Annotated in this window: 11 protein-coding genes and 2 pseudogenes; 8 read left to right on the top strand and 5 right to left on the bottom strand. The window is 53.4% G+C overall.

From position 1 onward, the window contains the following. Nucleotides 1-91: 91 nt before the first annotated feature. Nucleotides 92-1,192, top strand: coding sequence for an Ig-like domain-containing protein (locus ACMHLI_RS14625; protein ID WP_413530095.1), 1,101 nt, complete (start codon nt 92-94; stop codon nt 1,190-1,192). 2 nt (nt 1,193-1,194) lie between these two features. Here the strand turns inward: ACMHLI_RS14625 and ACMHLI_RS14620 are convergent, their stop codons facing one another. After that, nucleotides 1,195-1,887: a helix-turn-helix domain-containing protein gene (locus ACMHLI_RS14620; RefSeq protein WP_413530094.1), complete on the bottom strand. Its 693-nt coding sequence runs from the start codon at nt 1,885-1,887 to the stop codon at nt 1,195-1,197. A 150-nt stretch (nt 1,888-2,037) separates the two neighbouring features. Between ACMHLI_RS14620 and ACMHLI_RS14615 the strand changes: the two genes are divergently transcribed. Beyond that, a complete protein-coding gene (locus ACMHLI_RS14615) occupies nt 2,038-3,738 on the top strand; it encodes a lysophospholipid acyltransferase family protein (protein ID WP_413530093.1) in 1,701 nt (566 codons plus the stop codon). A gap of 98 nt (nt 3,739-3,836) precedes the next feature. Here ACMHLI_RS14615 and ACMHLI_RS14610 read toward each other — a convergent pair whose 3' ends face one another. The 3 genes and pseudogenes from ACMHLI_RS14610 to ACMHLI_RS14600 form a co-directional block, all read right to left on the bottom strand. Further along, nucleotides 3,837-4,883: an FKBP-type peptidyl-prolyl cis-trans isomerase N-terminal domain-containing protein gene (locus ACMHLI_RS14610; RefSeq protein ID WP_413530092.1), complete on the bottom strand. Its 1,047-nt coding sequence runs from the start codon at nt 4,881-4,883 to the stop codon at nt 3,837-3,839. Nucleotides 4,884-5,159: 276 nt separating this feature from the next. Then, nucleotides 5,160-6,365 (bottom strand): serine hydrolase domain-containing protein, encoded by a 1,206-nt coding sequence (locus ACMHLI_RS14605; protein ID WP_413530091.1) that lies wholly within the window; start codon nt 6,363-6,365, stop codon nt 5,160-5,162. A 182-nt stretch (nt 6,366-6,547) separates the two neighbouring features. Next, nucleotides 6,548-6,703: pseudogene (locus ACMHLI_RS14600) on the bottom strand (cytochrome b/b6 domain-containing protein); the annotation flags it as partial. 285 nt (nt 6,704-6,988) lie between these two features. Here ACMHLI_RS14600 and ACMHLI_RS14595 point away from each other — a divergent pair. Both ACMHLI_RS14595 and ACMHLI_RS14590 read left to right on the top strand, forming a co-directional pair. Next, complete coding sequence (locus tag ACMHLI_RS14595) at nt 6,989-8,635, top strand: methyl-accepting chemotaxis protein (protein WP_413530090.1); 1,647 nt, start codon at nt 6,989-6,991, stop codon at nt 8,633-8,635. 36 nt (nt 8,636-8,671) lie between these two features. Then, a complete protein-coding gene (locus tag ACMHLI_RS14590; RefSeq protein WP_413530089.1) occupies nt 8,672-8,980 on the top strand; it encodes a hypothetical protein in 309 nt (102 codons plus the stop codon). Between the two features lie 91 nt (nt 8,981-9,071). Here the strand turns inward: ACMHLI_RS14590 and ACMHLI_RS14585 are convergent, their stop codons facing one another. Continuing rightward, nucleotides 9,072-10,625, bottom strand: a complete 1,554-nt coding sequence (locus ACMHLI_RS14585; protein ID WP_413530088.1) for a peptide MFS transporter — start codon at nt 10,623-10,625, stop codon at nt 9,072-9,074. 141 nt (nt 10,626-10,766) lie between these two features. Here ACMHLI_RS14585 and ACMHLI_RS14580 point away from each other — a divergent pair, with 141 nt between their 5' ends. From ACMHLI_RS14580 to ACMHLI_RS14565, 4 genes and pseudogenes are all read left to right on the top strand, one after another. After that, nucleotides 10,767-10,910: a hypothetical protein gene (locus ACMHLI_RS14580; protein WP_413530087.1), complete on the top strand. Its 144-nt coding sequence runs from the start codon at nt 10,767-10,769 to the stop codon at nt 10,908-10,910. A gap of 363 nt (nt 10,911-11,273) precedes the next feature. Next, nucleotides 11,274-11,444, top strand: a pseudogene (locus ACMHLI_RS14575) (transposase); the annotation flags it as partial. Between the two features lie 403 nt (nt 11,445-11,847). Continuing rightward, complete coding sequence (locus ACMHLI_RS14570; RefSeq protein ID WP_413530086.1) at nt 11,848-13,506, top strand: ShlB/FhaC/HecB family hemolysin secretion/activation protein; 1,659 nt, start codon at nt 11,848-11,850, stop codon at nt 13,504-13,506. A gap of 21 nt (nt 13,507-13,527) precedes the next feature. Beyond that, nucleotides 13,528-23,145, top strand: a complete 9,618-nt coding sequence (locus ACMHLI_RS14565; protein WP_413530085.1) for a hemagglutinin repeat-containing protein — start codon at nt 13,528-13,530, stop codon at nt 23,143-23,145. The last annotated feature ends 5 nt before the right edge of the window (nt 23,146-23,150 follow it).

Genomic DNA, 23,150 nt, shown 5'->3' with positions numbered 1-23,150 from the left:
GAAAACAGCCTGTTTTTCTCAGTCATTAATAACTCAAAAGTTGGGCACTTCGGTGCCCAGCTTTTACATCCTCTGTTATTAACAGGATGAAATGATGATACTAAAATTATTCAAGCGCTCAGCATTGTCTTTATTGATTTTTATTTCTCTTAATCCGCTTTGCCATGCAGATCAGGGAGAGACGGACAGCGGCTATTTATCGACCCCCTCTGCCGGCACTCTCAAAGGCACAGCACCTGTGATTCAAAATGCAAAAGGAAATAAGGGGAAAGTTGATTTCACTAAAATCAGCGAACACAGTGACAGCGAACAGCTCGACCAGGGCGACGTCGTCACATTAGCGTGGCAATTACAGGATAATGAAGGGGATGCGGACAACACTTTAGCTTCCATCGTCTGGACCTGTAACCATCCAACAAAAGGCACGCGCGTATTAGCGACACAAGTTAACAGCTATACCATCTCATCTGCCGATTACGGCTGTAATATAGGCGTATCCCTACAACCTCAGACGGTTACGGGTATTCCGCAAATGGGTGATGCAATGACCGTACCCGATATCAGTATCAATTCAGATACCGATAATATTATCGAAGGGCCGGTAATTACGCATTCAATTAGCATTACTGACTATATTGTTGCCCCTGACACAACGCAAAGTAAAACCGTGTCAGCTGATCTGATCCTTCGCACCGGATGGAATGGCGCTAAAGTTCAGCTGGAAACCGATAACCTTCCCACAGATGTCCATTGGAGCAGCAGCAATGATAATATTGCCAGCGTATCACCAGAGGGTTTAGTGACGTTCATTGAGAAAGGTGAGGTATCTATAACGGCTAAAAATAACAATGACGTTGAGACCCATATTACATTTAACCCAGATTTATTTTATGTTTTTAGTTCCACAACAAAAAACTGGGATGATGCCTATGCATGGTGCGAAGATCAAGGTTATAACTTACCTGATAAGTCTAATTTATCGACCGCAACAAATACACGGCAAATCCCCGCGGATGCATTATGGCAAGAGTGGGGAGACGTCTCTCAGGAAAAAAATGATATTGCCGGCGTTGTATTTTGGTCCAGGAATCAGTTTGGTAGCAATGCTTACGCCTACTATGCGTATCTTAGTGATGGCCATATTTCCAGCAACAACGAAACTGTAAAAGAAGGGGTTGCCTGTATTTACTAAAATCAATATTCTTTCGGGAAAGGCTTAATGATATCTATTAACTTTCCCCGTTCGATAATAATATATTCACCCTTGCGTAAATCTGATAAAATTTTCATCACTCCGCTGCGGGCAAGATGTGTGTGCTCATAGATATAATTATAAACACTCTGGGTGTTTCTTTCTTCTTTAGGAAGTTCTTGTAATTCCAGGAGTAAAGAGCAGATCATTTCATAGGCAGACTTACCTATCAATGAATTATCCCGATAGGCCTGATGGTCATTGAAATAAATCTGATAAGTCAACATTTCCTGCAACAGATGGTGTTCTGTGATGAGCGCGATCGCACGTGACAGCGGCAACGATTCAAGTTTGGCCGTTTTGTCATATTTGAATTCATAAAGATCGTAACGGAAAGGCGATCCCTGCATACCAAAAATGCTGGGCGCTGCGGCCTTTGCAAATCGCAATTTATCGGTTTTACGGTAGACAGTAATGCTGCCTTCTGTGACCAGAATAACCTGCATCTCCCCCCCTTCCTTCTGGAAGCTAAAAACCCTGTCCACGCTCCCGGCTTCAACTGGCGAAGATTCCGTCTGGAAGACCTGGAAGAGCTTCTTAATTTCTTCTATTGGTTTGAGCATCGGACGATGCTTTTGAGTGTCTGAGTGGGGGTTCATTTCAATGTGTGTTCCCTGAAACAATAAGTAATACATAGACTATAGCTCTGTAAGACGAAATAGGAAGCAAACCACCCTGGTGAAAATAACGCTGCACAGGCAAGGTTCGTCATTTGGTCATTTTTCTGACACATCGCTGTCATGCACCATGACTATGGTCAGGTTAATTCAACCGGAGGACATCCTATGTTCAGCATGGATACCCTGTTTCAGGATCTCGACCCGCAGCATAAAACCCCTTCCTGGCAACGCCGTCTGTTAAAAAACCTGTTCCGCGAGAAAGAATTTCATCGCTTTGCCGACCAATATCACCATCTCAAAGGCATCGATATGGTCGAGCAGGTACTCGAGCAGTTCAACATTCGCTGCGAACTGACCGAGCGCGACCGCGAGCAAATTCCGAGCTATGGTCCGGTGGTAATTGTCGCCAACCATCCGATCGGTACGCTGGACGGTCTGGCGCTGCTGCACGCGGTGGCTTCAGTGCGCCCGGATGTCAAGGTGGTGGCGAACCAGCTGCTGTCGCTGGTTTCGTCGCTCGGCAGCCTGATGATCCCGGTGGATAATATGGGCAACCGCACGCGGCGTAATCAGGTGGCGCAGATGCAGGAGCATCTGGAGAATCAGGGCGTGCTGATTGTGTTTCCGGCGGGTGAGGTCTCGCGTATGAGCTCGAAAGGGGTGCGCGACGGTAAGTGGCACACCGGTTTTATCCGCCTCGCGGCCAAAGCCCGTGCGCCGGTGGTGCCGGTACATATCAGCGGCAGCAACAGCGCGTTGTTTTATCTGACGTCGATGATTTACCGACCGCTCAGCACGCTGCTGCTGGTGCATGAGATGTTCGGCCAGCGCGGCAACAGCCTGACGCTAAAAATCGGGGCGCGCATCCCTTATTCCAGCTGGCACGACGGACAAATGCTGGCGGGCGATCTGGCGGCACGTTTTCGTAAACACGTTTATCGTCTCGGCGGTGGCAAACCGGGTCTGTTCCATACTGAATCGTCGATTGCCCGCGCCGAAGACCGCGCCGTCCTGAAACATGCGCTGGAAGCCAGCGAAGTGCTGGGCAAAACGCCGGACGGGAAGATGATTTACCTTTATCGCCGCCACGGCGAAGACACGGTGCCGATCCTGCGTGAACTTGGGCGACTGCGCGAAATTGCGTTCCGCGCCGTGGGCGAAGGCAGCGGTCGACGTCGGGATCTCGACGGCTACGATGACGATTATTTCCATCTGGTGTTGTGGGATCCGCAGGCGCTGGAAATTGTCGGCGCGTACCGGTTTATTCCGACCGCCGATCAGGTCGCCAGCAAAGGGCTGAACGGTATTTACAGCCAGAGCCTGTTCCAGTACGGGCATCAGATGGATCCGATTCTCGCGCAGGGAATTGAGCTCGGACGCAGCTTTATTCAGCCTGCGTACTGGGGAAAACGTGGGCTGGATTATCTGTGGCTAGGCATCGGCGCGTATCTGGCGAAGTATCCGCAAACGCGCTATCTGTTCGGCCCGGTGTCGATTTCCGGCGGACTGCCGCTGCCCGCGCGTGATTTACTGGTGGCGTTTTATCGTCTGTATTTCGCCCCTGCTCTGCCGCTGGCGACTTCCCGCCGCCCCTATCCGGCTTCATTGCCGGACGTGTTAGCGCAGTTTTGCGGTGACGATTATCAGGAAGATTTACAGCGTCTGAAACGTCTGCTGGCCAATCTGGGGAGCAGCATTCCGGCGCTGTATAAACAGTATTCAGAACTTTGCGAAACCGGCGGCGTGCAGTTTATTGATTTCGGCAGCGACCCGGCATTTAACAACTGTATCGACGGACTGGTGCTGGTCGATCTCACCCGTTTAAAACCGGCTAAATTCGAACGCTATATTTCAGTGCATCAGTAAGTTACTTGTCCCCCCTTTCTGTAATAGCGAACACTTGAGGAAGCTTACATATCAGTGAAAGACAGACTCCCCCACAAAGGGGAGTATAAGAGGCATCACTACGGATTTTTCACATTCACCACGGAGATGGTGTAAATCATCACCCCGCTATTTTTTTTCGCTTCCGCATTATTGCTTTCCAGAACAGCTGGCGGGATGACAAGCTTGATTCTGCCGCCCTTGCGAATCAGCTTCACACTGTCGCGCAAAACCGGTGGCATGTTTGCGACGCGGAATATTTGATTTGAATTTTCGATCTGCGGGCCATCTACCACGGTGCCGTCAATCAGTTCACCTATGTAAGACACTTCCACCTGATTGGTGTCTTTAATGGCTGCGCCCTCACCTTTCTCTTCGATCAGATAGTACAAGCCCTTGGAGGTCTTTTTCACATCCGGGCGCTTGGTGAACTCATTAATAAAGGCTTTATCTGCCTCCTGCTTTTTCACTTCCGCCGCCTGCTTCAGGATTTTCACCTGTTCATCAAACGCCATCAGCGTGGCCTGCACATCCTGAACACTCATCTTTTCCTGATGATTAAAGGCATCGGTAATACCCGCCAGCAGGATGTTTTTATCGAGCGTGATGTGCAGCGCTTTCTGCTGGGCAATCTGTTCTTCAATGTACTGTGCCAGAGCAATACCGCTGGCGTAAGCGCGTTTTTGCTCCTCACTGTTCAGGCTCAGCGCGACTTTCGCCGGTTCTGCAGCAGCAGGTTCTGACGTGGCATGAGCCACCGGCAATGTGGCGGCTTCGGCGGATTTTTCAGGCGCGACCGGTTCAGGTGTGGCAACGACGGCTTTATCTGGTGTCATCGTTTCAGAGGTGGCAACAGCGGCATTATCGGGTGTCACCGGTTCAGGGGCAGCAACAGCGGCTTTATCGGATGTTGCCGAGTCGGGGGTGGCAACGACGGAATTTTCAGGTGCGACCGGTTCAGGCGTGGCCGCGTCGGATGTGACCGGCGCTGGCGCGGCAGGGGCGACCTCAGCAGCATTGGCCGTCACAACAGGAGTCGCGTCAGCGGCACGAGCCGTAAAGGTATAGCTGGACATCATCAGGAGGCCTAAGACACATGCCACTTTTTTCACAGGAATAAAAGACATAAAAGTACCTTCGGATAAGAATTACATAGTTTTCTTTGAGTGTTATTCATCAGGAAATATAGCGCTAAAAGCGATGGGATCTGGACATTGTAACAGCGGGTATGTCGTGGAGGTTCCTCGCATAAAGAAAGTAGGAGACATTTTACAAAGACACTCAGATAAAGAAATTCTTATTGTGTAAAACTTCACACATTAATAAAAAATAAGCATAAAAACACACAATTCATTTCAGCCACGAATGAGTAATTAGGATTTTTCACAGCAAACAGCCGGAGTTTAGTGACAGGTTCCGCCAAAATCGTCCGCCATCGCCATCTTCAGCAGCAAATCATGGCCGATATAATTGCTCCAGTTGAAGGAGTTCTGTAAGACAACTACCGCGTTTTTATGCTTTTTATCGAAACCAATATAACTTGAGTACCCGCCGATATAGCCAACCTGATAAGTGATCACCTGGTTATTTTTATGGTCAGTGACCCACGCGATATTGGCTGCTTCGATATTCCGTGGGAAATAAATTTTTTCAGAAACTCTTATCGCAGAATTAAGCTCGCTTGGTTCTGAATCTGTAATATGCGCACGGAGGTATTTCAGTAAGTCGTCTACGTTACTGTACAAGTTAGCCGCAGCGACCATATTCTTCGTGAAATACCAGTCAGGTACCACTTTGCCACGGCGGATAAACTTCGGTTGATCGCCTGCATGGCCGATAGCCCGGTAAGGATAGGCTTTCAGCGTCGGGCCATGAAAACTGGTGCTGCCCATTTTCAGCGTTTTGAAAATAAAGTCATAAGACAACTGCTGGATATCTTCGCCGGTCTTTAACTTCAGGATGTAACCGAGCAGCGCGTAACCCAAATTGGAATACTGAGGCTCCAGCGTTTGCGGACGTTTAAACGAGGAGAGATCGTTCAACACCGCATCGCTGTCCAGCTCATTATAAAAGTTATCGCCGGTATACAGATACTTGAGGAAGCTCTGCAACATGTCTTTGTTCATGTTCTGGCGTGGTAAACCCGAGGTGTGGGTCGCCAGTTGCAACAAGGTAATGTTCTTCGCATCGTCACTCAGCGGGGTGTTTTTCGGCAACAAATCAGAAAGTTTATCGTCCCATTTCAGCAGCCCTTTATCCACCAGCCCTGCGACTACTTCGCCAGTCACACCTTTACTGATCGAACCCAGCGCGAACAACGTTTCCCCGTCGATTTTGCGCCCCTTCACCGCATTGGTATAACCGTAGCCCCACGTCCGGGAGGCACCGTCGTTGCGGATTATGCCTATCGCCAGTCCGCTGGCCTTTTCCTTTTTGATGTACTGCGAAACGATGCCATCGACCAGTCCGTCGATATTTTGCGTGCAGGCAAGCTGCTTCACCGCCTGCGGACTTTCCTTCACCTGCATCTCGGACAGCGTGCCGCATGAAGTCAGCAGCAAAGGCAGCAGGATGCTAAAACCGGTCAGTCTCCCCGTCACTCTTTTCATTGCATTGATTTATCATGCGAAGTGGTACGGGGATAATGGCGGGTGTACATCAGGCGACCTTACGAAAATGGGTTACGCACGCCGGATGGCGCACTGCAGGCCGCACACTGAGTGATTTCGGTGATTTTTACAATCGGAATTGTAGCAGGCACGCTGATTACCGTATTGAGCAGGAACCCTTACCCGCCTGGCAGCGCATCGGTCAGCAGTGCCAGAACGTCGGGCCCCTGAATGGTGCTGGCAATCCCGCCGTTGTGCGCGTCCGGCAGGCGAAGGTTCATCAGTGTTTTGATGTCTTCAATAATGCCTCTGAAATCACACCTCATCCACGAAAAATATCGCTTTAAACACACCCTAAAGATTGTGTTCTCCTCAGGTCAGAAGCCGTAAAAAATTGATCCTCTCGGTTTGTTGCTACTTAGAGTTCAAACAGTCAAAAAAAAAGCATAAAAATTCAGTTATTGGCATAAAAATTCACTTAAAAACAACAACCACATACATTGACTTAACGTAAATAACTGAATTAGATCGGTTTAATTAACCTTTACCCTGACTTTGCCGATAACCTTGATTCACGTCCTGCCGCTTTCATGAAGAATGGACACTACATATCAGGGGATAATATGAACATCACACAGCGTCTTTTACTGACGTTCTCACTGCTTTCCGCCGCCCTCATTGCACTGGGCGTCGTCGCGATCATGCTGATTTCAGGGTTTCAGGCACGTTTTGAATATGTACAGGTCAACGCGATCTCATCGATAAAAGACCTCAATAAGCTTATCAACCAGAGCAACACGCTTTCTCTCACGCTCTACAAACATCAGAGCCAGACTGACAACAGTAAAATGCCGGAGGTGGAAACCCAGATCCAGCAGCAAATTGCCGGGCTGAAAACCCTGACGGATTTTTATCGGCAACACGATATCTCCAGTGATGAAGATGAAAGGCTGACCCTCCTGGCTTTCGACAACATCCGCAAAGTGGAGGAAAAACTCCCGGCGTTCCTGGCCTCTTCACGGGCGCATCAGGATGACGTCAGCCTGGCGCTGATCGAAGGCGAAGGTGGGATTGGCGGGGCCATCCGTCAGCTCATTGCGGATTATCAGAAACAGCTGGTCGTTAACATCAACATCAGCGAAAGTCTGCGTGCAACCAATCACAAAATTTTCACCTCCACGCTATGGGGAATGGGCACCGGCGTGACGGCGACTATCATGCTGCTCGGCTTCTTTGCGCTGGTGACCATCCGCCGCGTGCGCCAAAGCCTGCTGGCCATCGGGAATATCATGACCGTCGCCAGTGATCGCCTTGACCTGACGGTCAGCGCCGATGACAGCCGTCACGATGAAGTCGGCAACATGGCCCGCGCGTTCAACAGCCTGATGCAACGGGTATCCGGCGCGCTGCTCTCCGTGAACGCTGCGTCTCAGTCCGTCAGCAGCGCCTCGGCGCAAATCGCCGCCGGTAATGAAGATCTCTCCTCGCGGACCGAACAGCAGGCGGCTTCTCTGGAAGAGACCGCCGCCAGCATGACCGAACTGAGCGAGACCGTCCGCCAGACCGCCGATAACACCCGGCAGGCCAGCCAGCTGGCGGGCAACATGAATGCGCTGTCGGAGAAAAGTGCGTCATCCCTGGAGACGATGCTGGGCACGATGGGCGATATCCGCAGCAGCTCCCGTAAAGTCACCGAGATCATTACGCTGATTGAGGGTATCGCTTTCCAGACCAACATTCTGGCGTTAAACGCCGCCGTGGAAGCCGCACGCGCCGGGGAGCACGGTAAAGGGTTTGCCGTCGTGGCAGGAGAAGTCAGAAATCTTTCGCAGCGTTCGACTACCGCCGCGCGCGAGATAAAGGAGCTGATCGACCTCTCCTACAGCCTGATTGAAGCAGGCGCACATCAGGCGGGTGACGTCAGCGAGAATATGAACTCGATGGGCAACGCCATCCGTCAGGTCACCGATCTGGTCAATGAAATTGCCGCCGCAGCCACCGAACAAAGCCAGGGGATCGCGCAGGTGCATCAGGCTGTCAATCAGATGGATGATGTCACTCAGCAGAACGCCGCACTGGTAGAAGAAGCCTCTTCCGCGTCGCGCTCCTTGCAGGAACAGGCGGACGGCCTTGCACGGCTGGTGGGTGAATTTCGCGTCAGTCAGGATCCTCAGCCATATCGTTCATCTGCGAGACCCGCTCCCGCACTGATTAGCGCTCCACGGGCGGGCGCAACAATGGCCCAGGACACCGACTGGCAAAGTTTCTGATACGGCTTTTAACGCCTGAGAACAGGGAAAAAAAGCATGGAAAACGTTCAGGAGCACGAAGCGCATTTGGAAAAACACAAAGCGTTGATTGAGAGCTTTGAGCAGATGGCGGCGTTGGTGAATCAGCTTTCAGTCGGGGAATACCGTTCGCTGGAACTGTACATCAACAACTGCCGACACTTCCGCGACCGCAGTCTGGAAGTGCAGTCAATGCTGGCGGATCCGGCATTTGAAACTTATCTGATGCGCAATGATATTGCGTTGTATTACAGCATTCATAGCCTCAACATGGCCTTCGGCATGATGACCAATATGCTGGAAAATCTGAAAGGTTTTTTGGCCTGATGCGCAGGAATTAAAGAAAGTCAGATTAAAAGGAGGCCGATCGTCAGACCGGCCTCCTTCATTTCACGATATGTAAAAATGCTATGCCCTGTCAGGCATGGGTCGCGGCTTTCTGCTCAGAACTCGCCTGAGCATTTTGCAGCATACGTCGAACCGGAATGATCAGCACAAACAGCACCGCTGCGCAGATCAGCAACGCAATGGAACAACGCGCGAAGAGATTCGGCAACATATCCAGTTGATCGGCTTTCACATGACCGCCAATCAGACCCGCCGCCAGATTACCCAGCGCACTGGCGCAGAACCACAGCCCCATCATTTGTCCGCGCATCCTTTCCGGTGCCAGCAGCGTCATGGTCGCCAGACCAATCGGGCTGAGGCAAAGTTCGCCCAGTGTCAGCATCAGAATACTGCCTACCAGCCACATTGGGGATACGCCTGCGCCACCGTTGGTCAGCACATTTTGTGCCGCCATCATCATGATGCCAAAGCCCGCAGCCGCACATAAAATACCGATGATGAACTTGGTGATACTGCTTGGACGCACGTTGTTGCGCGCCATCATCGGCCATGCCCAGCTAAATACTGGCGCAAGAATGATAATAAACAGCGCATTGATTGACTGGAACCATACGGCCGGGATTTCAAAATCGCCGATCATGCGGTTGGTGTAGTCATTGGCGAACAGGTTGAACGAGGTCGGCTTTTGCTCGAACGCTGACCAGAAGAAGGCCGCGGAAACCAGCAAAATAAAGCAAACCAGCAACCGGGCCCGTTCTTTGCGGTTCAGGCCTGCAAACACAAACAGGTAGATAAAGTAGAGGGCCACCGAGGCGGCAATCACGTAGACCAGCACGCTGGCGACCGCGACCGGATTAATCACAATCACGCCCTGAGCGATCAGCGCAACGACAATTGCCACACCCACCGCCAGCGCCAGCAGCCATGCGCCAACGCCCTTTTTCTTCGCCACCGGGTTATTCCAGGTGGAATCTAAGCCCACTTCGCTGTCGTAGCGTTGCATCGATGGCACCGCAAACAGGCGGAAAATCACCAGCGCGATCAACATCCCGATACCACCGATACCAAAGCCCCAGTGCCAGCCGTGAGTTTTTATCAGCCAGCCGGAGATCAGCGGCGCGATAAATGACCCCATATTGATGCCCATGTAGAACAGCGAGAAACCGCCGTCGCGACGCGCATCGCCTTTTTTATACAGCGTGCCCACCATGACCGAGATACAGGTCTTGAACAGGCCAGAGCCGAGGACGATAAACATCAGGCCGATAAAGAACAGGCTGTCGCCCATAAAAGCGGAGAGCGCAATCGACAGGTGGCCGAGAGCAATCAGGATCGAACCGTACCAGACCGCTCTTTGCTGCCCGAGCCAGTTATCCGCCAGCCAGCCACCCGGCAGCGCAGCAAGGTACATACAACCGGCGAAGATACCGACGATAGCCGAGGCATTTTCACGCGCGAGCCCCATACCACCTTCGTAAACCGTCGCCGCCATGAACAGGATCAGTAAAGGCCGGATCCCGTAAAACGAAAAGCGCTCCCACATCTCTGTGAAGAACAGTGAGCGCAGCGGATAAGGATGGCCTAAGAAGGTCCGGCCTTCGTTTTTACTACCAGAGGAATGCATAAATTCTCCAAAAAGTCTGACGGAGTGTTTGCGAACACTGAACTGCGCGGCGGCTGTCTGGCGGGCCGCTCATCATCATTCAGCCATTATTATTTGATAACAATTAGGGGTTATCTCTAGTGCCAACCGCAGGACTTTAAGATGAAAAGTCGACCATTGTCCACTTTTACAGACTTTATGACGGTTAACGGAGAAAATGACGGTAAAGAAAATGCGTGGGGTGGGGTGAATAAAAGTGATGCGCAAGCACTCCGCTCCATCCGGGCTGATGGAGCGAAAAGCTAAGAATATTGAATGTTTATGATTTTCGCGAAGCCACTGTGTTGGAACAATAAAGTTTGTACACTGATCGCTTACAAGAAAAAAATTTTGACAGATTCAGTAGGATGAAACTCGATGGAACACCATTCACAGCGCAGATGAAGATCAGCTAAACAACATATCATTTAGCATAAATAGCATTATGCGCACCCGTTGTGTAAGTCCCATTTGATAATGTCACTTTTTAGCTAGTCTATAATGTCACCCAGATACGGCGCATTTTCCACCCTCTGGGAGATCTCTCCTGATGCTGGCAACCATGTCCAATAAAGAACTTCACCGCTTGCCGCTGATCCAGCCGTTGTTGAAAAGCGCCTGCGTCGCCGTGATGCCACCGGTCGCCTGATGCAACTGCGATTTTGTCAGAGCGAATCAGCCTTTGACTACATGCTGGCCACGCGCGAGTACGGTGATAAATACGGCAAGCCGGTGGCGTTTTACAGCGACGAGCATGCTGTGTTCAGAGTCAGCCAGGCTGAGACTCGTCGGACGTGCGTTGCATGATCTCAACATTGAGCTGATAGATGAGCGTGTAGGCATGCCAAAAATGTGCGTGTTGCCTGATAGCTCTTCAATTTGGGAAAACTTTTGTCTCAATCCGATTTATTCAACAAAGCCAGGACAGATAAGAAAAGAGGGAGGGCTTGCACACATCATCATCCTGCCCCGGAACCGCGTTTATTTTTCTGGTATCAGGTCTTTTATTCGCTTATCAAATTAAGAGTTTCCATAACATACTTAAATTACTGATTATTTTCTAATTATCTGAAATTAAGATCATGATTTCAGAAATATTCATAAATCAGGGTTTTGTGTAATGAAACGTAAACTGATATAAAGACGGCGTTAAGCCTTTATCGCATAACTCAAACAAATCGATTCGTAAATAAGGACATTTACAATGAATAGTAAAGCCATCTGCTGGGCTATCTTTCTGGTAACCTTTCCGGTGCATGCCGCTTTGCTCAGTCCGGCAGACAGGGACAATATTGAGCAACAACAAAGAGATCGCCTGCAACAACAGCAAATGCAGCGTGATGAGCTGGAAAGAAGCCAGACGCTCTCTTTACCCGCCCCCGCCCCGGATCACTCTGACGAAAAACCGTGCTTTACTATTTCCACTATCAATATTACTCAAGCCAACCATTTATCTTCCAGCACTCAAGACAGGTTAACGAAGCCTTTAATTGGAAAGTGTTTAGGCATTAAGAGAATTACCCAGCTCGTGCAGGAAATATCTGATGCCTATATCGAACGCGGGTATATCACCAGCCGTGCTTTTCTTCCCGAGCAGGATCTCTCACGGGGAGAGCTGAATATTACCGTGATGGAAGGCAAGCTTCAGGATATTCAATTAGATAAACACAGCGACCGTATTTTGGCGATGGCTTTCCCTGGCCTTAAAGGCAAAATCCTCAATCTGCGCGATATCGAACAGGGCATGGAACAGATCAACCGGTTGCGCCAAACACCGGTCCAGATAGAGATCCTTCCGGCTGAACAACCGGGTTACTCCATTGTGAATTTAACCGCCACGCCGGAGTTTCCACTCAGCCTGAGTGTGGGATTCGATAACAGCGGGCAAAAAAGCACCGGTACCGGCCAGATGAGCGGCTCGCTGATCGCCAGTAATGTGCTCGGACTGGCGGATCAGTGGTTTGTCAGCGGCGCGAAAAGCAGTGATTTCTCCAGCAGCCACGACGCCCGCAGCGTGCAGGCTGGCATGAGCGTGCCTTATGGCTACTGGCTGATGAATTACAGTTACAGCTACAGCGACTATCTCAACACCGTGAATTCTCAGGGCTTTGGCTGGCGGTCAACCGGCGATTCCCAAACCCATCGTCTCAATCTTTCCCGCGTCGTATTTCGAAACAGCGATATCAAAACCGGCGTATCTGTCGGGATCAGCAACAATATGGCGCGTAACTATCTCAATGATGCACCGCTGGCCAGCAGCAGCCGCAAGCTCAGCAACGTCAGCGTGGGCATCAACCATAGCCAGAAACTGTGGGGAGGATTGTCCACGCTGAACCCGACATTCAGTCGCGGTGTGCCCTGGTTAGGCGCGGAAGACGATCAACACAAACCTGACGATGCGCCCAAAGCAGAGTTCTCCAAATGGTCACTGTCCGGCAGTTACTACAAGCCGGTCAGCCAGAAAGTCACCTTCCTTTCCAGCGTTTACGGTCAGTGGACCGGCGACCGTCTTTACGGCAGCGAACGCCTGACGATAGGCGGTGAAAGCTCAGTGCGCGGCTTCAAAGAGCAATATCTTTCCGGTGACAACGGCGGTTACTGGCGAAATGAACTCAACACGGCGCTGTTCAGTATGCCTTTGCTGGGTGCCATCAACGCTGTGGCCGCGGTTGATGGTGGATATCTGCATCATGACAATCACGACGTTAACGCGGCAGGCACGCTGTGGGGCGGCGCGGTCGGGCTTAGCAGCAGCGCCGGTCATTTCTCCAGCCAGTTTACCGTCGGCTGGCCCCTGCGTTACCCCGGCGATTTAGCCCCTGACCGTGTCACGGTGTATTACCACCTGAATGTCGTGCTGTAATTTCTGATAAGGATATCGAAAATGGAAAAGAATACGTTACCGCCGGTTGCTGTCTGGCGTCGTCTGATGAGTTACACCCTGATGACCTTTCTCGCCATTCAGCCGGTGATGCCTGCCGTTGCGGCAGGTGTGCAGGTAGCAAACGGCGCAACGCAGGTTGATCAGGCAGGAAACGGCGTGCCGGTTGTCAACATCGCGACACCGAATCAGGCGGGCGTATCCCATAACCAGTATCAGAATTTCAACGTCGGTACCGAAGGGTTAATCCTCAATAACGGCACCGACCGGCTGACCCAAAGCCAGCTCGGCGGCCTGATCCAGAACAACCCTAATCTGAAGGCCGGGCAGGAAGCCAAAGCCATCATTAACGAAGTCACTTCTGCAAACCGTTCACAACTGAACGGGTATATGGAAGTGGCCGGGAAAGGCGCCAGCGTAATGGTTGCCAACCCTTACGGCATCACCTGTAACGGCTGCGGATTTATCAATACGCCGAATGCCACCCTGACCACCGGTAAACCGGTACTGGGCGCTGACGGCAAACTGCAATCCCTGGAAGTCACCCAAGGCGCGATCACCATTGAAGGCAAAGGGCTGGACGCCAGCCAGAGTGGCTATTTCTCTCTGATTTCCCGCGCAACAGAAATCAATGCGCAACTTAATGCGCAGGATCTGACCGTGATCGCAGGAGCCAACCGCGTTGATGCCAGCGGCAAGGTCACGCCGGTTGCGGGCAAAGGCGACACCCCTCGCGTTGCCATCGACACCGGCGCGCTGGGCGGCATGTATGCCAACCGCATTAAACTGGTTTCCAGCGATAAAGGCGTCGGCGTTAATCTCAGCAATATTAATGCGCGTCAGGGCGATATGCAGCTTGACGCCAATGGCAGGCTGACACTCAGCAACAGCGCGACGGCAGGTTCGCTCGCTGCCAATGCGCAGGACATTCAGCTCAGCGGCAAGCACCAGGCGCAGTCCGTCTCGATGAACAGCCAGGGCGAAATGCAGCTGCAAAACGCCACCATCACCAGCAACGAGAATCTCACCCTGACCAGCAGTGGTCAGTTGCAGGCAAAGGGCAGCCAGATAACCTCTGGTCAAACGGTGAAAATGCAAAGCGCCCGGTTAACGGCGGATAACAGCACGCATATCGATGCACAACGTGATGTGGAACTGACCAACAGCGGCGACCTTGCCTTGCAGGGTAGTCTGACCGCAGGGCAGGATGTTCACCTCACCGGTAACTCGCTGAGTCATCAGGGAAATATTACGGCCAACCGCAACACTGTTATTCACGCCACCTCGTTGGAAAATAAAGGGAAAATTCAGTCTCAGGGGGATTTTTCTCTGGACCTGAATACGCTGAATAATACCGGACAGTTGCTGTCAGGCGGGTCGCTGGCGCTGAACGCACAAACGGCTGCGCTCAGCGGGATGGTCAGCGCAGGAAAGGATCTGACCTTTACCGGTTCGTCCCTGAGCCTGAACGCTGACGGGCAGTTGCTTGCCGGGCATGATCTGGGGCTGACGTTCAGTCAGTTCTCTCTGGCTGGTACCGCCAAAGGAAACCATCGGGTCTCCCTTCAGGGTGACCGTTTTACCGGTTCACAGAACGGTTCGCTGACCAGCGACGGCGGGTTGTCGCTTTATCTGTCTGATGCACAAATTGACGGCCAGCTGGCCGCACTCGGCGCGCTGACACTCAGCGCAGACCGGCTGGCGACCGGCACGCAGGCGCAGTTGCAGTCGCAACAGGACATGACCTTAACGCTGAAGGACTCGGCTGACTTGCAGGGAACGCAGGTCGCCGGGGGCAATCTGGCGGTTCAGGCCGCTACGCTTAATCATAAGGGACAAACGGCGGCACAACATGTCAGCCTGCGCGCGGACAACCGGAATAACGGCGGCAACGTGTCGGCTGAGACGTTGCGTGTGAGCACGGACTCACTCATCAACAGCGGGATCCTTCAGGGCAACAGCGCCATGCAACTGGATGTCGCCTCGCTGAATAACCTGAGCAGCGGCCAGATTGTCACCGGTGGCGCGCTCGATCTTACTCTGCCACAACTGAATAACGCCGGTTTGCTGATGGCAGACAGCTTCTCCCTGAGCACAGATTCACTCAGTAACACCGGCACAATTCAGGGCTCTTCCCTGCTGGATATCCAGGCCGACACGCTCGGCAATGCGGCATCGGGTCGTCTGCTGAGCGGCGCAGATCTGACGCTCAGCGCGATGCAACTGGGCAATGCCGGCATCATCCAGGGTGAAAATGCCCGTCTCTTCGCCACAGATTTTACCAACAGTGGCAGCGTACTGGGGCAGCAATCCCTTGAGGCTACGGTCAGCCATCAGCTTGATAATACCGGCAAAGTGATGAGCCATGGCGCGATGCAAATCAGCGCAGAAACGCTGGAAAACAGCGGTTCCCTGCTCAGTGAAGGCAGCCTCGCGCTGAACGGTAACCGGCTGACCAACAGCGGCACCTTGCAGGCCAGCCAGCTCGATATCCGACAGACTCAGGTGGATAACCGTGGCGCGCTGATTGGGCTTAATACGCTGGCGATGACGTTGTTGCAGGATCTCAATAACAGTCAGCAAGGCGCATTGCTCTCTCAGGGCGACCTGTCGGTTTCCGCACAATCCGTCGTCAATGACGGACTCTGGCAGGGGCAAAACATTTTGCTCAACGGTCAGCAGCTCACCAACAACGGCTCGATACAAAGCGCCGATGCGCTGACGCTCACCCTCACGGAAAATTTCAACAGCGGTAAAAGCGGCAAAATTACTGCCAGCGGAACAGCGGCAATCAAAGCCCTTGCGCTTTCCAATCAGGGGCAGTGGATCGCCAAAAACCTGAGCATCTCCGGCAACTCACTGAACAACGAAGGCGAAATCTCCGGCGTGGACGGACTGACTCTCACGCTGCAAAACGCACTGACTCAGCAATCCTCCGGCAAACTGCAAAGTAACGGCAGCACACAGGTCACAGCCAGCCACCTTGATAATGCGGGACAACTGCAAACCCGCACGCTGACACTGAATACTGTCCGTCTTGATAACAGCGGCACCCTGCAGGCGCGGGAATCAATGGATTTCACTCTGACCGGCGATGCACAAAACCATGCCGGAGGTGTGATCCTCAGCGACGGCACACTGAATCTGCACGCCGCGACATTTAACAACGACGGCATCGCGCAGGGCACGACGCGCGCCACGTTTGATCTCTCACAGGGCATCAGTAATCAGGGACGTTTGCTGTCCGGCGGCCAGTTAAGCCTTGATGCGCCTGGCATCCTCAACACCGGCTGGCTGCAAAGCGACAGTCTCAGCCTGAATATCGCGAATACGCTGACCAACCGCGGCACGGTGATTGCCCAAAATCAGGCCACGCTCGGCGGGAACGCGCTGGAAAACAGCGGAACGGTTCAGGCAGGTGCGCTGACGCTTGATCAGGCCAGCGTGAATAACACCGGTACGTTGTTTGCCGCGCAAATGCTCAACCTGACGACACAGACGCTCGCAAACGCCAGCAATGCGAAAATTTTCAGTGCAGGCGATATCACGCTGAACAGCCGAACGCTAGCGCAAAACGGCCAGATTGTGGCGCTGGGGAATGTCACGCTGGAGTTGCTGGAAGCATTAACCCAAAGCGGCACACTCGCGGCGGGAAAGGCATTAAACGTCGGCACATCAGCTGATTTCATTCAAAACGGCACGATGCAGGGGCAAAACCTCTTACTGACCAGCGGAGGCAACTTCAGCAATCAGGGTACCCTGACGGGCGGTGATGGCATCTTCAGCATCCGTGCAGAAAACATCCGGCAGAATGCCAGCGGCAGCCTGCAATCTGACGGTGATGTCAGCCTTGAAAGCCGCGGAGATATCGCTAACAGTGGGTTTATCGGCACCGCAGGAAACCTGCTTCTGAGCGCAACCGGCACACTGACCAACAGCGCCCTGCTCTATTCCGCGCTCGACATGACACTTTTGGCTGACCGGATCAGTAATATTCAGGGCGATATTCTGGCCGGAAAAAACCTGTGGATGATGAAAGATGCCGCAGGGAATGCCAGCACTGAAACAATCAACAGCTCCGGAACCATTGAAACAACGAACGGCGATATCTCGATTTATACCGGCCATCTGCTCAATGAACGCAACGGACTGAGTTTCTCCAATGAAACTCATCAATATGTCCCGGCGGGTCAGGCCTACATTGACGTTTCACTCAAAGACATCGATCCCGCTTTACTGACCTACGATAAAGAAACGATTTGCGGTGGCGGCGTCAACGACCACTGTACGACCCGCTATTTTGTACTGATCAGCCCGCAACTTGAGGATCAAAAAGTCCTCATCAGCGATGAAACATGGACGGCAACGGCGGGAGGCAATGCGGCCAGGATTGCAGCAGGGCGTGATCTCACCGTGCAGGCCAATATGCTGGACAATAACGCCAGCAGCCTGCTTTCCGGCGCCAACATGACGCTGTCCGGCGACCGGCTGAATAACAGTTCTGTTGAAACCGGCACCGTCTCGGCCTACCAAATTTATCATTACAACTGTGCAAAAACGGCCGGGTGCCGGGTATCTGTCACGGCCTCGGAATATGCCAGTCAGCAGGCATCATCAGCCACGGTTCGTTTTGACCTGACCGGCGCACCGGTTTATGAAACCAGCAGCGACGCCGCCGCTTACCGCGCGGTGATCCAGGCCGGTGGCAACCTGACCGCTACCTTTGCCAGCGATATCAGCAACACCTTAACGTCCGCTCATGCCGGCAGCATCAGCCACGAGCTTACGGCTCCTGCACTGAATTCTCTTAGCGCACCGACTGAATTCGCCGGTGCGTCTTCGCAGGATCTGGCCAGCGCCTCACAAGAAGAAATAACCGCCCCGCAATGGCGTGACAATGTTGCCGACGCCCTGCAAAAACTGAACGGCGGCACGACGCTCAGCAGTAACGATTACCCACTGCCTACCAGCAACAGCGGCTATTTTGTGGTGAGCACCGACCCGCAGAGTCCGTATCTCATTATCACCAACCCGAAACTGGACGGAGTTGGACAGCTCGATAACAGCCTGTTCAACGAAATCTATGCGATGCAGGGAATGAAAGCGCCGGCCGCGCCGCGTGAAACCGGCCGCCAGTTCACGGAAGAATCCTCGTTTATCGGCTCAGCCTATTTCCTCGACCGCCTGAATCTGCACCCTGATTACGACTACCGTTTCCTAGGGGATGCGGCATTCGATACCCGCTACGTCAGCAACGCGCTGATTAATACCACCGGCAGCCGCTACATCAACGGATTTGGCTCCGATCTGTCGCAGATGCAATATCTGATGGACAACGCTGCCCTCGCGCAACAGTCACTCGGTTTATCCTTTGGCGTGGCGCTGACCGAGGCACAAGTGGCCTCACTGGATAAAAGTATTTTGTGGTGGGAAAACAGCGTAGTGAACGGCCAGAATGTGCTGATCCCGAAACTGTATCTTTCCCCGAAAGATGTTGCACCGGCTACCGGCAGCGTGATCGCCGGGAACAACATTCAGCTGGCGGGCGGCGCGGTCACCAACAGCGGTTCGACGATGCAGGCCAGCTCCGGTCTTTACGTCTCCGGCCAGAACACCATTGATAACCTCGATGCAGGGCTGATGAAAGCGGGTGGCGATCTCAGCCTGTTCGCGCTTGGCGACATCAGTAACATCGGCTCAACCATCAGCGGTCAGAGCGTTTCGCTGGTCAGCTTCGATGGCGACCTGATCAACAAGACACTGACCAGTCAGTGGAACGCTGCGGGTCAATCCGGCGTCGATACCCTCGCCCTCTCAAACACCCAGACCGGCGATATGGCCTCGATCACCGCGGGCGATTCCCTGTCGATGTACGCCGGTAAAAATATCGATATCACCGGTGCACACCTCAGCGCAGGCAGCAGTCTTGCCATGCAGGCGCTGGGCGATATCACTATCAGCGCCAACCAGACCCGTGAGCTTGATCAGCGCAGTTCACGTGGCGAGAACACCCTGATGGAGAGTACCGACACGCAGGCCAGCAACATTTCCGCCGGTGGCAGCCTCGCCATGCAGGCCGGTCATGACCTGAACATCAGCGCCAGTCAGATTGCCGCAGATGGCGATGCCATACTCAAGGCCGGCAACGACATTAACCTGCAAACGCAGGAACAGAGCGCCCGCAGCAAAACCAGCAACAGCGAACAGCGTCTAAACCTGGTGGATAACACCACGCTTAACGCAGGCGGTGATTTAACGCTGGTGGCCGGTCGAGACCTCAATTCGCAGGCCGCCAGCCTGAGCGCCGACGGAGATGCCACGCTTGCCGCTGGCCGCGACGTTAATCTCAACGCCGCAGAGATAAGCAGCTACAGCGAGTCCCACGGCAAGAAAAAGCAGCAGATCGACGAGCAAATCCGTCAGCAAGGCACCGGACTGACCAGCGGTGGGGACACGCGCATTCAGGCCGGTCAGGACGTGACTTTCAATGGCGCACAAGTCGATGCCACGGGCAATCTGGCCGTTACCGCCGGGCGCGACATCACCCTTAATAGCGTCACCGAAAGCGATTATTCCTTCTTCGAGCAGACCAAAACCTCGGGCGGTATTTTCTCAAAAACCACCACACACACCGTGCGCGAAGATTACGCGACTCACGAGAAAGGTACCCAGCTCGGCGGCGACAATGTTTCGATGATGGCCGGTCACGACCTCAACGTTAATGGATCCAGCGTCATCGGCGACAGCAATGTCAGCCTGCTGGCGGGCAACGACATTAACGTTCTGGCGTCCACCGAAGAACAATCCGCCTACCGTCTGGATGAGAAGAAAAAAAGCGGCCTGTTCAGCGGCGGCGGACTGGGCTTCACCCTCGGCACCACCGAAACCCGCCACCGCGTCAACGAGGACGGCACCACGCAGAGCCAGAGCGCAAGCTCGATTGGCAGCCTCGGCGGCGACGTCAGCCTGATGGCGGGCAACAACGTCCACGTCAGCGGCTCGGACGTGATCTCCACTCAGGACATGCTGATCAGCGGCAAAAGCGTGCAGATTGACCCCGGTCAGGATGCCCTGCACCGCAAAGAGACCTTCGAGCAAAAAACCACCGGCCTGAGCATCGCCCTGTCGGGTACCGCCGGTGCAGCCGCTAACAGCGGCTACACCGCCGCACAAAGTGCCCGTGATGACAGCAGCGGCCGGATGGCAGCTCTTGATGGCATCAAAGCCGGACTGAACGGCTATCAGGCGTATCAGGGTACCCAGCTCGACGGCAACAACAGCGGGGAAAATAGCTTTATCGGCATCTCGGCCTCCCTCAGCCATCAGGAAAGCCGGTCCGAGCAGATAACCGATCAACGTGCCGCCACCGGTTCGTCGGTGATGGCCGGCGGCAACGCCACGATCGAAGCTCGCGAGGGCGACCTCAACGTAATCGGCAGCAAAATCAAAGCTGACGGTGATCTGAGCTTGTCCGCTGCCGACGACATCAACCTGCTGGCGGCCGATAGCACCCAAAAAACAACCGGCAAAAACAGCAGCGCCGGCGGCGACATCGGCATCAGTTTCGGGGTCAGCGGTGAAAAAGCCGGGCTGAGCATTTTCGCCGACGTCAACGCTGCCGCAGGCAAAAACCACGGCGACGGCACCACCTGGACCAATTCCGAAATCGGCGCAGGCAACAACCTGAACATCAATGCCGGTAATGATCTGAACATCAGGGGCGCACAGGTCAGCGGCGAGCAGATCACCGCGGAGATTGGCCGCAACCTGACGGTCGAAAGCCTGCAGGACACCGACCACTACGATTCCACCCAGCAAAGCGGCGCAGCGGGCGGCAGTTTCACCTGGGGCGGCGGCGGCGGCAGCGGTTATATCAGTCTGACCGAAGACAACATGAACTCGGACTATGCCAGCGTCACCGATCAGAGCGGCATATTCGCAGGCAACGGCGGCTTCGACATCACCGTTGGCAACCACACCCAGCTTAACGGCGGCGTCATCGCCTCCGATGCCACATCCGACAAAAACCGTCTCGATACCGGCACGCTGGGCTGGAACGACATCAACAACAAGGCCGAATACAGCGTCGAGAGCAGCAGCGCCAGCATGAGCTCCAGCGGCAACACCACGTCGCAGTTCATGGGCAATATGGCCAACAGCATGCTCGCCGGGCTGAACAACGACGGCAGCGCCGCCAGCACCACCGGTTCCGCTGTCGCGGGCGGCACGATCGTCATCCGCGATAAAGAGAAACAGAACCAGAACCAGAACCAGGATGTCGCAGACTTAAGCCGCGACACCGACAACGCCCACAGTACGTTAGACCCGATTTTCGACGCTGCAAAAGAGCAGCAACGGATCGACGAGAACCGCGCCATCGCCCAAATCGGTTCGCAGGTGGCGGACATCGTGCGGACTGAGGGGAAAATCGCGGCGCAGGAGGCGGCAAAAAATCCCGACAATCTCGCCGCCGCCAAAGCCGCGCTGGAAGCCGAAGGCAAAACGCCAACCGGTGAAGACATCGCCAGACGCGCCTACGACACGGCGTTAAACGACTACGGCACCGGCAGCGATAAACAGAAAGCCGTACAGGCGATCACGGCCGCCTTACAAGGCCTGACGGGCGGCGACTGGAGCTCCGCCGTGGCGGGCGCCACCGCGCCTTACATGGCTGAATACATCAAAACCCACACCGCCGAAGGCGCTGAACGCATCATCAGCCACGCCATCGCCGGTGCCGTCGTCGCCGACATGCAAGGCGGCAATGCCGCTGCGGGCGCGGCCGGTGCCGGGCTTTCAGCCGCAGGTGCGAAATACATCGCCGAAGCGCTCTATCCCGGCAAAGACATCAAAGACCTGAGCGAAGAAGAGAAGCAAGGCGTGGTTGCGCTGGCAACGTTAGCCTCAGGGATCGCCGGTGGCGTAGTGGGAGGTGATGTAAGCTCGGGGATAGATGGGGCGAAATCGGGTCAAAACGAAATCAGCAATAATATGTTCACAATCGTGCAGCTGCAAAACATGATGATAGCTAACAATATTGCAGCGGCTGGAGGTACAGAATCAGTACGAAGCGCGAATCAGGAAGCCGCGCTGGCACTGGATAAAGCAGTCACTGAATTTGGTCAGGACGCCGTCAAACAGTGTTTATCAGGCGGAAGCTGCCCTGTGGAAGCCGCTTTTGCATTACATCTGATAGCAGGTATGCTCAATTCTGATGCTGATTCCACTCCAAATATCGGTAAAAATCTTACAGATGCAGATAAGGCTGAGTTAGGGGGTACAGGTTTAGGAACACCAGATGGCTGGGGACCAGAAGATGAGGAAAGTGCAAGGGATAGCGATCGCCAGAACATAACTGTAGAAGATCTAACGTCAACATCATCAAAAGGGCAAGAAACTACGGGACGTTCGAAATTATTTGAGCGTACCGGCGGAAGCAATGCTGCCAATAAAGAATTTGATGCTTTATCACCAAATGACATAAAAGAAATTCCTAGTGGTAGAGTTGGGAAATTACCTGACGGCAGAACCGTCATTGTTCGTGAACGTAGTTCAGATGGAAGACCAACATTAGAAATCCAGTCAGGTAAAAATAGGATTAAATTTAGATATGATGAGTGAGTGTA

It is taken from the genome of Rahnella inusitata (assembly GCF_965118895.1).
In the GTDB taxonomy this organism is placed as follows: Bacteria; Pseudomonadota; Gammaproteobacteria; order Enterobacterales; family Enterobacteriaceae; genus Rahnella; species Rahnella inusitata_A.
This window is presented reverse-complemented; position numbering and strand designations above follow the sequence as displayed.